This is a genomic window from Microcoleus sp. A2-C3 (assembly GCF_036706065.1).
Taxonomy (GTDB): Bacteria; Cyanobacteriota; Cyanobacteriia; order Cyanobacteriales; family Microcoleaceae; genus Microcoleus.
In genome coordinates this window covers 1-16,398 of the sequence record NZ_JAUBVX010000043.1, presented here as the reverse complement: position 1 = coordinate 16,398, position 16,398 = coordinate 1, and the positions used below count along the sequence as shown (strand labels likewise).

Below are 16,398 nucleotides of genomic sequence, written 5' to 3'. Positions count from 1 at the left end.
ATTATATAAATCTAAAAAAGTTGTCTTTTCGCCGGATGTATTTTAAGATGATTGTTTAAAAAAATTTGAAAATGGATAATTATAATATAAGCAAACCAGTGTGGTGAGCACTATGCAAATCCTAGCCGCTAGCCTCAAAGCCAAAGTCCGCCAGCGTACCTTGGAACTGCAAGTTCTCAATGAACTTACTGTACAAGTACAAATCGCTCTGAGTGCTGATGAAATTTGGTCTGCGTGTCTGGTACATCTGGCGCGCCTGATTCCTGGGGAGACGATCCTCTTCGTTGGCGCAGCCCCCGTAGGGGCGGGCTTCGCTAACGCACTTTTAACTGTAGCAGACAATACAATACACCTGCAACAACAGTCACAGCCCTTAACAACCCGCGCCAGAGATGAAATTGAAGCACGTTTGCAAGCAGCCCGCGTGGAATGGCTGGCGGGAAATCGGGATTGGGCGCACAACATCGGTGGCCCACCAATTGCTCAGTTTAAATCGGTATTGATGGCACCAGCTAACCCGGATCAAAGTGAAGAATTATTAGCAGTATTTTTTGTCGGTGCAGAGCAGGAATCTGCTTTTAATTTTGAACACCTTTGTTTGCTGCATACTGCTGCTCAAATCTGTGCTAATTCGCTAATCACTTTAGCAGCTCAAGAGACCGATGTCAAGGGGGAAACTGAAAGAATTCCACTATCCGATGCGGATGGTAATGTATTTGCAGTTTTAGGTATTTCTCGCGAGATTGCTCAATTGCAGGTCACAGATGAAGCCAGGAATCAAAGCCAAGCCCAACTGCAAAAAATTACTGCTAGTGTACCGGGCACGGTATATCAAATTGACTTGCATCCAGATGGCTCGATGACTTTCTCGTTTGTGAGCGCCGGTTGCCGAGAATTGTATGAAATAGAACCGGAGGCGGCTCAGCAGGATATTAATGTAATTGTTGGCATGATTCATCCCGAAGAACGAGATGATTTTATGAACTCCCTGAGACTTTCTGCTGAAAATTTCCAGCCTTGGCGGTGGGAAGGCAGAATTGTCACTCCGTCGGGAAAACTTAAATGGGTGCAAGGAGCTTCCCAGCCAGAATTTCAAGCATCGGGGGAGATAGTTTACTACGGCTTGTTCACGGATATTAGCGATCGCAAACAAGCGGAATTAAAACTGCAACTTTATCAAGAAATATTTTTAAAGTCTAACGATGCGATCGCCATTTTAGACCCCCAAGGCTATTATTTAGAAACAAATCAAGCTCACACGGCTTTGCTGGGTTACACTTCATCGAAATTGTGGGGAAAAACCCCTGCAACTCACATGGGAGAACAAGCATTTGCGTCGGTGCTGCAAAGCTTGGCCGAAACAGGGAGTTATCGAGGCGAAATAACCTGTGTTAAGGCTTTGCAAGCCGGAATCTTTGAGGTAGAACTTTCGGCTTTTGCGGTTCTCAATGATGCTGGGGATGTGGTTTGTTACGTCAGCGTCAAAAGAGATATCACCGAACGCAAGCGAGCTGAGGAAAAACTTAAACTTTATCGACAAATATTTTTAAACTCCAACGATGCGATCGTAATTATCGATGCTGACGGGTTTTTTCTCGAACAAAATCGCGCTCACCAATCGCTGCTAGAATACACAGACGCGGAATTAGAAGCAGAAGCGCCGCCGCTGGTGGCGGGCGAGCGTTTTTCGGCAATTGTCAAAAGTTTAGCGAAAACTGGAACTTTTCGGGGCGAAATTACCAACTCTACTAAAAAAGGTCGCACGCTGGCGATCGACGTTGCGGCATACTCTGTGATTAACAACAGCGGCGATGTAATTTGTCACGTCTGCGTCAAGCGCGACATTACCGAACGCAAAAAAGGAGAAGAAGAACGGCAAAAATTTGTGTCGCTAATTGAAAACAGCAGCGATTTTATCGGTATGGCTACCCTAAAAGGCCAAACGCTGTTTGTCAACGAAGCCGGACGAAAACTGGTGGGTGTAGAGAATCTTTCGGAAGTGCTTTATACAGAGATATGGGATTATATCGGCCCAACTTTTCAACAGAAATTCAGTCAAGAGATTTGGCCAAGAATCATCAGTCAGGGCCAGTGGCAAGGAGAAGGTCAAATGCAGCACTTGCCCAGCGGAAGACGCATTGATGTTGTGATGAATGCTTTTCTGGTCAAGCACCCTCAAAGCAGCGAACCGCTGTGCTTTGCTGCGGTAATTCGCGATGTCACCGAACGCAAGCAAGCTGAGAGAATGCTGCGGGAACAAGCAGAACAAGAACGGCTGGTTTCGGCGATCGCCCAGCGAGTCCGGCAGTCTCTCAACCTCACTCAAACTCTAAACACTGCGGTAGAAGAAGTGAGGCAGTTGCTGGCAACTGACCGCGCGGTAATTTATCGTTTTGATTCCGAGGAAACAGCGAGTGTTGTTGTGGAATCTGTAGGGGATGATTGGAGGCCGTTGCTGGGCATAAAAGTTCCAGAAATATCTTTTGGCGAAAGTTATCTATCGCTATACCGCGCCGGAAAAATTCAAGCAAGGGCAGATATTTATACGGCCAGTTTGAGCGACATCCACCGAGATTTTCTGGTTAGTTTGCAGGTAAGAGCTAATTTAGTTGTACCAATTTTTATCGGCGATGAAACTCAGGATTTGGCAATAGAAGATTCGCCGGAAACTCCTCTGATTGGGTCGCAAATCGAGAGTTTGGAAACGAGTCAAAATCGCTTGTGGGGATTGCTGGTTGCTCACCAGTGCAGCGGCCCGCGCACTTGGACTGATTCTGAGGTGGATTTGTTGGGAAGGTTGAGCGTACAGTTGGCGATCGCCATTCAGCAATCTACTTTGTTTGAACAAGCGCAGCAAGCCCGAGAAGCCGCCCTGGAAGCGTCTCGCATGAAGTCGCTATTTTTAGCAAATATGAGTCACGAAATCCGCACTCCGATGAATGGAGTGATGGGCATGACTGATTTGCTGCTGAAAACCAATCTTACTCCCGAACAGCTAGACTTTGTGCAGACGCTGAAACTCAGCAGCCAAAATTTGCTTTCGATCATTAATGATATTCTCGATCTGTCCAAACTGGAAGCAGGAGAAATGCGCTTGGAAATGATCGAATTTGACCTCAGTATCTGTCTGGATGAAGTGCTGGATTTGTTGGCAACTCCCGCACAAACCAAAGGTATAGAATTGGTGGCGCTGATTGACAGAGACGTGCCACTGCAAATTAGAGGTGATGCAGCACGGTTGCGGCAAATCCTCACTAATCTGGTCAACAATGCGATTAAGTTTACAGAAGCAGGAGAGGTGGTGATTGAGGTTTCGACTGACAGGACTCCGAGGTTGTTCGGAACCAGCGATGAGCAGAAAAATTTAGAGAAAATTCAACCGTTAAAACTGGGAACCAGTCGATCGCTATTTTTGATGTTTCAAGTCAGAGATACAGGAATCGGGATTGCTACAGAAGACCAAAAAAAGCTGTTTCAATCTTTTAGTCAAGTTGATGCTTCTACTACGAGAAAGTATGGTGGTACTGGTTTGGGATTGGCTATTTCTAAGCAGTTGGTGGAATTGCTAGGTGGTAAAATTGGTGTAGAAAGTACCCCTGGTAAAGGTTCGACTTTTTGGTTCACCGTGCCGGTTGTTAAGGAAAATTTAACTGCGGTTGAGACAGCGTGCGAAGTAAATTTAGAAACGGTGCTGGCTGGCAGAAAACTGTTAGTTGCTAGCGATAAGCCGACAGTCCGAAAAGTGCTGCTGAGAATGGCTGTTTTGTGGGGAATGGAAGTTGAGGAGGTTGAGAATGGTTGGATGGCGATCGCATCTTTGTACAAAGCTGTCAGCATAAAATCCCCTTTCGATATCGTTTTGGTTGATATTCAGTTGCCGGAAATGGTGGCGGGAAGTCTGGAACGTTTGATGATTGCTGAGCCGGCAATGCAGCAGACAAAGTGGGTGGTGCTGACTTCAATTACTCAGATCTCGGAGGCGAAACGCTTTGTAGATATCGGTTTTAGCAGCTATTTAACTAAACCTGTGAAAGCTCATCGGCTATTTGAGTGCTTGGTAAATGCGATCGCCCCTAGTGCTGAAATCGATCTGTCGCTGGCAAATTCAACCAAAAATCAAGCCTCAGTTATTGACAACCGGGAGTTAGCCAGCTTAAAGATTTTGTTAGTTGAAGATACTCCGATCAATCAAAAAGTTGGTCTAAATCAACTCAAGGTTTTGGGATGCACGGCGGATGTGGCAAATAACGGCGCCGAGGCGCTATCGATGGTTGCCCTCAAAAAGTATGACATTGTGTTGATGGACTGTCAGATGCCGATTTTGGATGGTTACGAGGCAACGCAGGAATTGCGCCGGATGGAAGCGACAAATGCTGCTGGTTCGAGGGAGCCCGATCGCCAGACGGTGGTGATTGCAATGACGGCGAATGCTTTGAAGGGCGATCGGGAAAAGTGTCTAGCGGCGGGTATGGACGATTATATTAGCAAACCTATTGCGATCGAAAAGTTAAAATCTGTACTTAAAAATTGGTCGGCACATTTGAAAATTGAAAGTCCCAAGTTTCAGGGCGAGGAACTCCAAAACTCTGCTTCGGATCTAGACTCTGTAGTGGATATGGCACGTTTGCGTGAAATTGCGGGGGCTGATTTAGATTTTGAGCGGGAAATTCTGCAAGCTTTTGTGGTGGATACTGGCGGTTATTTAGAAGCTGCTAAAAGTGCGATCGCCTTGGGAGATGTGGAGACACTGGCCCGTCGCGCGCATCAAATTAAAGGTGTCAGCGCTACGGCGGCGGTGCGGTTAATGCCCCAGATGGCAGATCAACTTCAAATCCTGGCGGAATCCAACGATTGGGAGGGGGCTATGAAAATCATCGCTGAATTGGAAGTAATTCTGGCGGGGGTTCAAGAGTTGGTGGCTGCTGATTAATTGATTTTTGGGTTTTCTGGCTCTTGGGCCCGATCCCAAATAGCTCCGATTAGCCCGCGCGATCGAGAGAATGTAAAGATTGTTAACTTTTTATCAAAATGTGTCTCTGAATATGAAGAAATTAGAAACTATTATAACATCTTGTGTGTTGTAGGTTTTGACACTAATATATTCAGTTATTGTGGTCAAATATAAAATAATCATTAAGCCGATAACTTAGGTGCTTTTCGTCGATCGGCTTGAAACACTAAGACCAACCGATCGCCCAGCCAGCCCATTCAGTGCGTATTTACGCTCAACGAGGTTTTATGACTCCAGTCATGTTACGCCAACTCTGGTCATTAATTGAGACCACCCAAGCCACTCTGTTAGTGAATTTGGACGATGCAACCCTAGTACAGTGGCTGCTGAAGCAGTTAAAGACTAACTCTGCGCTCAATGGCAAAGAAACAGATTTGTTGAACGAATACATCGAGTCTCGGCTGTCGCTAATCCGCGATTTAGCTGAGCAGCGCCTAGCACCAGAGCGGTTCTGAGCGCATTAAATTAAAATTGGATAAAAATTGTAGGAAAGGTCGATCGCCCGTGATAGGTAAAAAATACAGGCGAGTAGTCGGTATATGTCAGGGTGTAGCACCGGGTTCAGAATGGTTAATTTGAAGCCGCCTGATGTTGTGCGATGCCGATCGCCAAAGTTATCGACAGCTACAAGGTAGGATCGTCGAGAAAGCGTTCTACTAAAATTTATGCCTAAATGGGGATTTCTGTTGGCAAGTATGTTGTTTGTCGCACCATTAGCATCTTGTCGAGATCGATCGGCACAAGTCGGACAAACACCAGCGACAAATGCTGCTGAAGGTAAATCGCAACAAGGGCCGAGCCGGATAGATACAATTGTCAGCCGCGGCAAACTGATTTGCGGCGTTAGTGGCGAATTGCCAGGTTTTAGCTTTGTAGACGAAAAAGGCAAATATTCGGGACTCGATGTTGATGTTTGCAGGGCTATAGCGGCGGCAATATTTGACGATCCCGAAAAAGTCGAATACCGAAAGCTCAACGCCAAAGATAGATTTACAGTTTTGCAGGCCGGAGAAATCGATATTCTCAGCCGCAATACCACCTACACGGCGAGTCGCGACAGTACGACGGGACTGGAATTTGCCCCGGTGATCTTTTATGACTCTCAAAGCATCATGGTCAAAAAAAATAGTGGCATCAAAAGTTTAAAAGATTTTGCGGGTAAATCTATCTGCGTACAAACAGGTACGAGCACTGAACAAAATTTGTCCGACCAAATGCGAAAATTAGGAGTTAAATACACTCCTGTGGTGTTTGAAGATGTGAATAGTACCTTTGCTACGTATCAAGAAGGTCGCTGTCAAGGAGTTACGGCCGATCGATCGCAACTCGTCTCGAAGCGCACAACTCTACCGAATGCCGATAATAACGTTGTTTTGCCGATCGTGATGTCAAAAGAACCGTTGGCCCCAGCCGTGAAAAGCGGCGATCCTAAATGGTCGGATGCGGTAAGATGGATCATTTTTGCGACGATTGAAGCTGAAGATTTGGGAATTAATTCTGCAAATGTAGACCAAACTGTCGCCAGCACTACAGACCCGAACGTCAAACGTTTGCTAGGAAAAGAAGGAGATTTAGGTAAAGGTTTGGGACTCCCGAACGATTTCGCCCTCCGGGTTGTGAAGAAAGTGGGGAATTACGGGGAAATGTACGATCGTAACCTCGGCCCGAAAAGTACACTTAAGTTAGACCGGGGTCAAAACAGACTTTGGAAAGATGGCGGTTTGCTTTACTCGCCGCCCTTCCGTTAATTTCATCAGTAGGGTGCGCATTGCGCACCGGTTGAGTCTGTAGGGTGCGCATTGCGCACCGATTAAGTTTGTAGCTAATAACTACAAGATATTTTAGGCAGCAATGTGCTCAGCGCGTACCCCACAGATAAGGTGCGCAGTGCACACCCTACAAGATTTTTGCGAGTTTTATGCGATCGACCAATTTTCTCGATCTACTACATTAAACAGTTATGAATACAGAACCTAAACCGGGCAAATCCGAGAACTCATCCAAATTCAAAGATATATCAACACTACTGCGAGACGATCGCTTCTGGAAAATAGCCGGACAGGCGATCGCCCTAATTTTAGTAATAACAGTCATCGCCATTCTCTGGGACAACCTCAGCGCCAATTACGCGCAACTGGGGATTGCATTTGGATTTGACTTTCTCAATTCCCAAGCATCCTTTGACATCGGCGAAAGCGTGATTCCCTACAGTCCCGAAAACAGTTATAGACAAGCTTATTTAGTCGGTTTAATCAACACGCTGCGGGTGATGGGTATCGGCCTGATTTTCGCAACGATTGCGGGTTTGACTGTAGGAATTGCGCGCCTTTCCGACAATTGGCTACTGCGAAATTTAGCAGCTTTGTACGTAGAAGTTCTGCGAAATACGCCGTTATTGCTGCAATTATTTTTCTGGTATTTTGCAGTGTTCATTTCCCTGCCAAAATTGGAAGACAACCCGCAGATGAGAGGGCCGATTTACTTGACAAATCGTGGCATTGCTGTACCTTGGCCTGCGCCTTTGCCGGGTTTTGAGATTTGGTTGATTTTGCTAACTGTCGGGGTTTTGGCGGCGGCTGGGCTGTGGATGTGGCGGGCGCGGGTGATGCTGGAAGAAGCTAAGCCGGGAAGGCAGTTGTTTTGGGCTGCTGGTGCGATCGTCCTAAGTGCAATCTTAGCTGGGATTATCACCCAAAATCCACCTTTTCGCCTCGATTTTCCGCGCCTGACATCAGCATTGCAACTCGAAGGAGGATTAAAATTAACTCCCGAATTTGCAGCTTTGGTGACAGGACTCAGCTTGTATACTGGCAGTTACATTGCAGAAATTGTCCGCGCCGGAATTCAGTCAGTCTCGCGAGGCCAGTGGGAAGCGGCCAAGTCTTTGGGACTGAATTCTGGAACAATCATGCGGATGGTAATTTTGCCCCAAGCTTTGCGGGTGATTGTGCCGCCTTTAACCAGTCAGTATCTGAATTTAGCTAAGAATTCGAGTTTAGCTGTGGCGGTGGCTTATCCCGACGTTTACTTTGTGGTGGGCTCTCCGACGTTGAATCAGACCGGTCGTGCGATCGAAACAATGCTAATTATCATGGTAACATACCTAACAATTAGTTTAATAATTGCTCTATTCATGAATTGGTACAATCAAACCGTACAAATCAAGGAAAGGTAAACAACAGTGGACAGTGGACAGTTGACAATTGACAATTGACAGCGAAGTCAAAAGTTAAGTTTATTATAATCTGGAACTAAGATTGAAATGAGTTACAGAGATTTTGACTTAAAAACAGTAACAAAAAATTTCTCTTTGACGATTAGCGATCGAATCAATCTGTTCTCTAATGTGCCAGAATTAGAACCAAGTCCCTTACTTGTAGAAATTCTCAAAGAGAACGTACCCATTGCTTTAAGTAGCAATACTGACAAGTCTCGATCATCCATGATTACCGCACCGATTTTAATCGAACTTAGAAAACTGTTGAACCATCAAATTGGTCTTTTTTGTGGAATAGATTTTACAGTTGATACCGAAAAAGGATTAAATGGAAATTGCGATTTTTTGATTAGTCATTCTTCACACTTATTAATGCTTACCGCACCAGTAGTTGCAATCGTCGAAGCACAAAACGAAGATATCAATGCAAGTTTGGGGCCATGTGTAGCCGAAATGTTGGCAGCTAGAATATTTAATGAACGTGAAGGCAACCCAAATGCAACAATAACTTATGGGGCTGTTACTAGCGGCCAAACCTGGAGATTTTTAAGATTTAAAGAACAAGTAATTGAAATTGACTTAACAGAATATTACCTGAGAGATGTCAATAAAATATTAGGAATTTTAGCAAGTGCAATTAAAAGTGAATGACTCACACTTTGATTTACCACTATCAAACTTGAGAAAAATAAAATGACACAAGAATTAATCGCCCTTAGAAATAGCATATTGCAAGGAAGATATACGGATGCTTTAGCAATAGTCGATGAGTTAGATGGAATGAGCAAACAGGCAATTTTGCGACAGATTCAATCTTTTTTAAATGTTTTACTGATTAACTTGATTAAAAATCAAGCTGAACAGCGATTAACTGGTTCTTGGGTAAATTCGATTCGGAATTCAATCAGAGAAATTAAAAAGGCAAATATTAAAGACAATAAAACATCTTATTACATCAATTCTGATGAATGGGAGAGTTTCATAGAAGAGGAGGTGATTGAAGATGCCATCGCAGAGGCTGCGGAGGAAGTATTCAACGGTGCTTATAGTCAATTTCAACTTGCAGAGATGGTGGATAAAAACCTGATTATCGAGACTGCTGTGAGATTATTGAACTTAACTTATATCCATTCCGCAAAAGATTTACCCGCGGTGTTAGCCTCACATTTAAGTCAGTTACCTGGTGGGGAAAATTGGATAAATCGGCGACAATAAGTAGTCGTAGGGTGTGTCGCCGTTGAAAATCCCTAAATTTGACAGACAATCTCACCGCGACGAACCTGATAAACGGTGTTCAGAAACAAGTCTAATAGTTTTTTTAGTAGCAAGAATTGAGAAAATTTGTATAAGTCACAATCTTCGCTCGTTATCAGTATCCAATCTAAAATCTAACATCTAAAATTGCGAAAACTATGGAAACAACTCCCGTACTGCCGCCCCCAGCCACTGAATCGCCCACACCTTGGAATTGGGCGCGCAAAAACCTATTTAGTACCTGGTACAACAGCATTCTGACAATAGTTTGCCTGATTGTCGCCTTCCAAACTATCAAAGGAATTATCCTTTGGGCTACAACAAAAGCTCAGTGGCGGGTATTAGAAGCCAACTTGCCGCTATTTTTCGCGGGCAGATTTCCCAGCGAATCTTACTGGCGGCTGTGGATAGTGGCGGGAATAATTGCTTTGTTGGGAGGTTTGACTTGGGGAAATATTCAGCGGGAAGAACGACTTTGGAATCCGCCTACACTGATTTTACTCGGTGCTGCGGTTGTTGGTGCGGTCATTTCGCCGATCGACCTAACCTCTCGCTTCTACCTCTTAGGAATTATTATCGCAACCGCCGCCAGCTATGTCGCCGCCAGACAAATCAACCCTAAAATCCTGGGTTGGATGCCTGCAATCTGGGCTCTTTCCTTCCCAGTAATTCTGTGGCTAATTAAAGGCGGGCTGGGCTTAACAGAAGTCTCAACAAATGATTGGGGCGGTTTAGTGTTGACGCTGTTTTTAGCAATTATTAGCATTGTGCTTTCGTTTCCCCTGGGAGTATTGCTAGCCCTCGGCAGACAAAGTTCTTTGCCAGTCGTTAAATTGTTGTCAACATTATACATTGAAATTGTTCGCGGTTTGCCTTTGATTGGCATTTTGTTTTTAGGTCAAGTGATGCTGCAATTATTCTTGCCACCAGAATATCCCAAATTAGATAGAGTGATTCGGGCGATCGCCGGATTAACATTATTCAGTGCGGCATACTTGGCTGAAAACGTGCGCGGAGGCTTGCAGGCCGTACCGAGGGGGCAAATAGAAGCAGCAAGGGCGATCGGGCTAAATACACCCCTACTCACAATTTTGATTGTACTACCTCAAGCGTTGCGAATTGTCATTCCGGCGATCGGCGGTCAATTCATCGGATTATTCATGGATACATCCCTACTTGCCCTATTCGGAATGTTAGAATTAATCGGCATATCCCGCGCAGTTTTAGCAAATCCATCCTATATAGGCAGGTACGCCGAAGTTTACATATTTGTCGGCATCATTTATTGGGTATTTTGCTACTCAATGTCACAAGCTGGCCGCAAAATAGAACGAAGTTTAGAAAAAAGTCATTAGTTATTAGTCCGTAGTCATTAATCTGTAGTCATTAGTCCTTAGTCATTAGTTTGTAGTTATTAGACAATTTCTAAACACAAATATCTATCAGCGTTCATCAACTTTCATCAGCGGTTAAAAAATAAAAAAAATGATAGAAACTCAACCCACAAGCCCAGAAACAGTAATCGTCGCAGAAAACGTCCACAAATGGTACGGACAATTTCACGTACTGCGTGGTGTCAGCATGAACGTCAACCGAGGTGAAGTCGTCGTCGTGATGGGCCCGTCAGGTTCCGGGAAATCGACGTTTATTCGCACTTTCAACGCTTTAGAGGCTTATCAACAGGGTAAAATCACGATCGACGGAATCGAACTTTCCCACGACTTGCGCAACATCGATAAAATTCGCCAAGAAGTAGGAATGGTGTTTCAGCAATTCAACCTATTTCCCCACCTATCAGTCCTACAAAACGTCATGCTAGCCCCGGTGTGGGTGCGCCGCTGGCCCAAGAAAAAAGCAGAAGAAGTAGCAATGCAACTGTTAGAAAGAGTTGGAATTTTGGAACAAGCACAAAAATATCCCGGACAGCTATCTGGCGGACAGCAGCAACGGGTAGCAATTGCACGTTCTTTAGCCATGCAGCCTAAAATCATGTTATTTGATGAACCGACATCAGCATTAGACCCAGAAATGGTGCGGGAAGTTTTAGATGTCATGCGAAATTTGGCTCAAACTGGAATTACAATGGTAGTGGTGACTCACGAAGTCGGGTTTGCGCGCGAAGTTGCCGATCGCATTGTATTGATGGATGGCGGTGTTTTGGTTGAAGAAGCCGGGCCGGAAGAGTTTTTTCAGAACCCGAAGGAAGAACGCACGCGCAAGTTTTTATCTCAGATATTGTAGGAATTGGGCGAAGCGAAGCGGAGGGATTGGGCATTGGGCATTGGGCATTGGGCATTGGGAATAACAAATAACAAATAACAAATAACTAATGATCCAAAGAATGCTTCCGCTAATTAAAGATGCAGAACGCCTAGAAAGCCGCCTCAAAGAAATTCCGGCGGTTCCTGGTGTATACTTAATGCGCGATGAGGGCGATCGCATTCTGTACATCGGCAAATCCAAAAAACTCCGAAACCGCGTCCGTTCCTACTTCCGCGAAAGCCAAAATCTCAGTCCCCGCATCGCGATGATGGTGCAGCAAGTACGCGAAATTGAATTCATCGCCACCGACACAGAAGCGGAAGCTTTGGCGTTAGAAGCAAACCTCGTAAAACAGCATCAACCTCACTTTAATGTCCTCCTCAAAGATGATAAAAAATATCCTTATTTGTGCATAACTTGGTCAGAAAAGTACCCGCGCATTTTCATCACCCGCAAACGCCGCGCCGGTAGTGCAAAAGACCGCTACTATGGGCCCTACGTCGATACAGGGGCGCTGCGGAGTACGCTACATTTAATTAAGCGGATTTTTCCCTTGCGACAGCGCCCTCAACCGCTGTTTAAAGACCGTCCCTGTCTGAACTACGATATCGGCCGTTGCGTCGGCGTTTGTCAGGGGTTAATGTCTGCGGAAGATTACCAAAAAATTATCCAAAAAGTTGCGATGATTTTTCAGGGAAGGACTCAGGAATTACTGGATATTCTGGAGCCACAAATGGAACAAGCAGCCGAAGATTTAAACTTTGAAACTGCGGCGCGAATTCGTGACCAAATTAAGGGTTTGCAGTCTTTGAGTGCTGGTCAAAAAGTGTCTTTACCTAATGATACTGTTTCCAGGGATGCGATCGCCCTTGCAGCCGACACCCAGCACGCCTGCATTCAATTATTCCAGATTCGTGCCGGTCAATTAGTCGGCAGATTGGGATTTATGGCTGATGTGCCTGCATCTCCAACGCCTTTTCTGCCAGAAAATGTGAGTGAAAATAGTTCGCCTTCTTCCCAGGAATCACGAATCGGGAAATGGGAATTTCAATGCGGTGTGGAACCGGGAGCAATTTTGCAGCGGGTGTTGGAGGAACATTATCAAAATGTCGAATCTGTAGAAATTCCCAGCGAAATTTCCGTGCAGTACGACCTACCAGAAGGGGAAATATTAGCAGATTGGTTGAGCAATCGCAAGGGACGAAAAGTGACAATTTTGACACCGCAGCGCCAAACTAAGGCGGAGTTGATTGAGATGGTGGAACGCAATGCTGAGTATGAATTGGCGAGAATGCAACGATTGAGCGATCGCAATTCTCAAGCAATGCAAGATTTAGCAGAACTTCTAGATTTGCCCGAACTGCCGCACCGTATTGAAGGTTACGATATTTCTCACATCCAAGGTTCGGATGCGGTAGCTTCCCGCGTCGTATTTATCGATGGTTTGCCCGCAAATCAACACTATCGCCACTACAAAATTAAGAATCCTGAAATTAAATCGGGTCATTCGGACGATTTTGCGAGTTTAGCAGAAGTTATCGGTAGGAGATTCCGAGATAAAAAAGAAGAAGGAAGTTCGGCAGCGGATTATGTAGCGGATTTAACGGATGGGAAGAAGGAAGATGAATCGAGTAATGTAGGAGAACCGGAAGAAATCAGCAGTTTCTCTTCAGTTTCTCATACTATTTCTGACAAACCTGACTTGATTATGATCGATGGTGGCAAAGGTCAATTGTCAGCAGTTGTGGAAGTTTTGCGGGAGATGAATTTGCTAGATGAGTTGCGGGTTGTCAGTTTGGCAAAGCAGCGAGAGGAGATATTTTTGCCGGGGGAATCTTTGCCAGTGCCAACTAATTCTGAGCAGCCTGGTGTACAGTTATTGCGTCGGGTGCGGGATGAGGCGCACAGATTTGCTGTGAGTTTTCACCGGGATCAAAGAAGTCAGAGAATGAAGCGATCGCGCTTGGATGAGATTCCGGGATTGGGACACCACCGCCAAAAACTGTTGTTAGCACATTTTCGGTCGATCGACTATCTGCGTTTAGCGACTCCCGAACAGTTGGCTGAAGTTTCTGGGATTGGCCCGCGTCTGGCGCAGCAAATCTACGATTATTTCCACCCGTAAAGCTTTCGCAGCATGGAAGAGGCGGATTTTTGGGGCGGGCTACAAGTCCCTATTCAACCACTTTCAGAGAACCATTAAAAAATTTTGCACAGACCTATTGCTATTCTCCGAAGCTTGTGGTATGTTTAGGTTCTGTGTGTGCGGGCATAGTTTAGTGGTAAAACTTTAGCCTTCCAAGCTAACTATGCGGGTTCGATTCCCGCTGCCCGCTCTTTAATTAAATTACCTCAAACCTAGGATAAATCAACGGTTTGAGGCTTTTTATTGGTAAGAATACGGGTGGATCGTGCATGGGACTGACTAGAAATTGACTACAAACTGAGTATCAAATGACCAAATTGGAGACAAATTGACTAGAAATTGACTAGAAATATTCAGTCTCTAGTCAACCCTTCCCCCAAAACACGGAACCGCTACTAAATCAAGACTGGGAGAGCAACTCTAGAACAGCGTCCATATCTGCCAAGTCCGCCTTCGATTTTTTGCGCCGCGCTTTCAACTGGTTGAGCAAGTCGGCCGCTTCTACTTTTGACAAATCGGTTCCGACCGTCGCCAGGTTTTCTGATTGAGTTGGCTCACGACTGGCAAGCTCGGACTCTAGTCTGTCGATTTGCTCGTCCAGTTCTGCGATCGTTTCATCCTTCGTTGCCAGTCGAGAATTTAGCTCAGAGATTTCTTGATTTTTTCTGACGACTAGGCGATCGGAACCATCTAAACTCTGGCGCAAGCTTTCGAGTTCCTCTGCGATGTCCGGCCTGAGTGATTCTGTGGGTGATTCACTCAGACCCTCAATTTTCCCAGCCGTTCCTCAATCTCTTCAAACCGCTCAGATAACTGATTTTCGAGTTCAGCCAAGCGTTGAGCTACTTTGTTGCCTGGTATGGTATCTCGTGTGGTACTAAGTATGGTATCTGGTGTGGTACTAGGTATCCCGAAAAATTGTGCCAGTGCTTTATTAACTGCCGCCGAATACATCGGCCCCTTCTTAGATTCCATACTGTTAGCGATGCAGAATTCATTCAGCGCATCCTCTACAGCCTTATCGAGATATACGGCGATGTGTTTCTTGTCTGTTGCCATAGTATGTTACCTTCTAGAATCGGTACAATACCAAGATAACATATTAATCGTCTGGTAACACACCTATAAGATAATCAACATACTTAGTAACACACTATTAGTTATTCGTATGTTACTAAGTATGTTACTATAGCTTAGTGACAGGCTAGTAACATACTCAAGAAAGTTACCTAAATTCATAGGTAATACCATTTTTCTAAAGTTATGCTAGACTTATCTAAAAAGTAAAGGAGAACATTAAAATGTCTGGTCGTCCTCATATAACGATTGCCGAATCTGTAGAGGTATTGCTAGAGATTCGGAAACAACAACAAAAAATCTTAGCATATAATAAAGTTCAAATGCTTTATTTATTTCAGTCAAAACAAGTAGAAACAGTCCGAGAAATATCGTCTATTTTGGGCAAAAGTGAAACTACAATTCATCGTTGGCTCTTTCAATATAAAGAGGGTGGTATAGAAAACTTGTTAAAAAATCGACAGATTTTTGGCAGACCCAAAAAGTTTTCTGTTGAAGTAGCGGCTTTAGTACAACAAGAATTGAGAGACTCCGAAGGGTTTTCTAGTTATAAAGAAGTTCATCTTTGGCTCTGGTTGATCAAAGAGATACCTAGTAGTTATTAAGCTGTATACTCCTTGGTCAAAGGGGAGTTAAAAAGTAAATTGAAAAGACCAAGACCCCGGATTAGTGAGCAAGAGCCAACGGCAATTAATGAATTCAAAAATAGCCTATCTGAGAGAATCAAAGCCTTGCTGGATAAAGCTCATGACCAAGTAAAGAAATACAAAAGATTTGTTTTTTTGTCTAGTGACGAAACTCGACTAGGACTACATACAATTCAGAGACGAAGGATCACACTACGGGGTGTGAAACCCGTAGGAAAACATCAATGGAAATTCAAATGTTTCTGGCTTTACGGAGCAGTATCCCCATCTACTGGAAGAAGTTTTTTTTGGGAGTTTTCCCATTTAGATAAAGTTTGTTTTCAAGCATATTTGGAACAATTGTCGCTTGAATATCCCGATGAATTGCAGATAATTCAAGTCGATAATGCCCGTGGTCATCTTTTAAGCACATCTGAATTGCCAGACAATATTATTTTACTATTTCAGCCTCCTCATTGTCTGCCAAGTAAATCCAACAGAAACAGTGTGGGAATACATCAAAGAATTTTTAGCTTGGTTAGTTTTTAGTAATCTTGACGAACTCCGCGTAAAAGTTCAGGAAATCTTATCATCTTTAACAAATCATGTCATTGGTTTTCTCACAGGATGGTCTTGGATTTTACATTCCTTATCTCTAGCACATCTTTAAAAAAATGGTATAAATCATGAAAAATCAATCTTATCTAAACTTGACATCTCATCAATTCAAACGTAGATTTGGTGTCAAAATTGAAACTTTAAAAGTAATGGTTAAAGCCTTGGAAGAATTCAGGTCAGAAAATCC

Annotated in this window: 11 protein-coding genes, 1 tRNA gene and 1 pseudogene; 11 read left to right on the top strand and 2 right to left on the bottom strand. The window is 44.3% G+C overall.

The genetic code is table 11. From position 1 onward, the window contains the following. Window positions 1–112 precede the first annotated feature (112 nt). From QUB66_RS21390 to QUB66_RS21345, 10 genes are all read left to right on the top strand, one after another. Complete coding sequence (locus QUB66_RS21390; RefSeq protein ID WP_332969716.1) at window positions 113–4,930, top strand: PAS domain S-box protein; 4,818 nt, start codon at window positions 113–115, stop codon at window positions 4,928–4,930. Window positions 4,931–5,238: 308 nt separating this feature from the next. After that, on the top strand, window positions 5,239–5,466 hold the full coding sequence (locus QUB66_RS21385) for a hypothetical protein (RefSeq protein ID WP_265239708.1): 228 nt from the start codon (window positions 5,239–5,241) through the stop codon (window positions 5,464–5,466). 210 nt (window positions 5,467–5,676) lie between these two features. Then, window positions 5,677–6,759 (top strand): amino acid ABC transporter substrate-binding protein, encoded by a 1,083-nt coding sequence (locus tag QUB66_RS21380; RefSeq protein WP_265239707.1) that lies wholly within the window; start codon window positions 5,677–5,679, stop codon window positions 6,757–6,759. A gap of 212 nt (window positions 6,760–6,971) precedes the next feature. Then, window positions 6,972–8,186 (top strand): amino acid ABC transporter permease, encoded by a 1,215-nt coding sequence (locus tag QUB66_RS21375; protein WP_265239706.1) that lies wholly within the window; start codon window positions 6,972–6,974, stop codon window positions 8,184–8,186. Between the two features lie 87 nt (window positions 8,187–8,273). Then, window positions 8,274–8,879 (top strand): hypothetical protein, encoded by a 606-nt coding sequence (locus tag QUB66_RS21370; RefSeq protein WP_265239705.1) that lies wholly within the window; start codon window positions 8,274–8,276, stop codon window positions 8,877–8,879. Between the two features lie 42 nt (window positions 8,880–8,921). After that, entirely contained in the window at window positions 8,922–9,443 is a 522-nt protein-coding gene (locus tag QUB66_RS21365; RefSeq protein ID WP_332969717.1) for a hypothetical protein, read from the top strand. 197 nt (window positions 9,444–9,640) lie between these two features. Next, window positions 9,641–10,837, top strand: a complete 1,197-nt coding sequence (locus QUB66_RS21360; protein ID WP_332969718.1) for an amino acid ABC transporter permease — start codon at window positions 9,641–9,643, stop codon at window positions 10,835–10,837. Between the two features lie 130 nt (window positions 10,838–10,967). Further along, window positions 10,968–11,723, top strand: coding sequence for an amino acid ABC transporter ATP-binding protein (locus QUB66_RS21355; protein ID WP_332969719.1), 756 nt, complete (start codon window positions 10,968–10,970; stop codon window positions 11,721–11,723). Between the two features lie 88 nt (window positions 11,724–11,811). Then, window positions 11,812–13,869 carry an excinuclease ABC subunit UvrC gene (gene uvrC, locus QUB66_RS21350; protein WP_332969720.1) on the top strand — a complete coding sequence of 686 codons (2,058 nt, stop codon included), beginning with the start codon at window positions 11,812–11,814 and terminating at the stop codon, window positions 13,867–13,869. 140 nt (window positions 13,870–14,009) lie between these two features. Continuing rightward, window positions 14,010–14,080: transfer RNA gene (locus QUB66_RS21345), tRNA-Gly, on the top strand. A gap of 210 nt (window positions 14,081–14,290) precedes the next feature. On the opposite strand, the gene QUB66_RS21340 is transcribed toward QUB66_RS21345, so the two are convergent. Together QUB66_RS21340 and QUB66_RS21335 are read right to left on the bottom strand one after the other, a co-directional pair. After that, entirely contained in the window at window positions 14,291–14,596 is a 306-nt protein-coding gene (locus QUB66_RS21340) for a flagellar alpha dynein (protein ID WP_265239699.1), read from the bottom strand. Window positions 14,597–14,649: 53 nt separating this feature from the next. After that, window positions 14,650–14,949 (bottom strand): hypothetical protein, encoded by a 300-nt coding sequence (locus tag QUB66_RS21335; protein WP_332969721.1) that lies wholly within the window; start codon window positions 14,947–14,949, stop codon window positions 14,650–14,652. Window positions 14,950–15,191: 242 nt separating this feature from the next. Here QUB66_RS21335 and QUB66_RS21330 point away from each other — a divergent pair. Then, window positions 15,192–16,263 (top strand): annotated as a pseudogene (locus QUB66_RS21330) (IS630 family transposase). Window positions 16,264–16,398 lie beyond the last annotated feature (135 nt).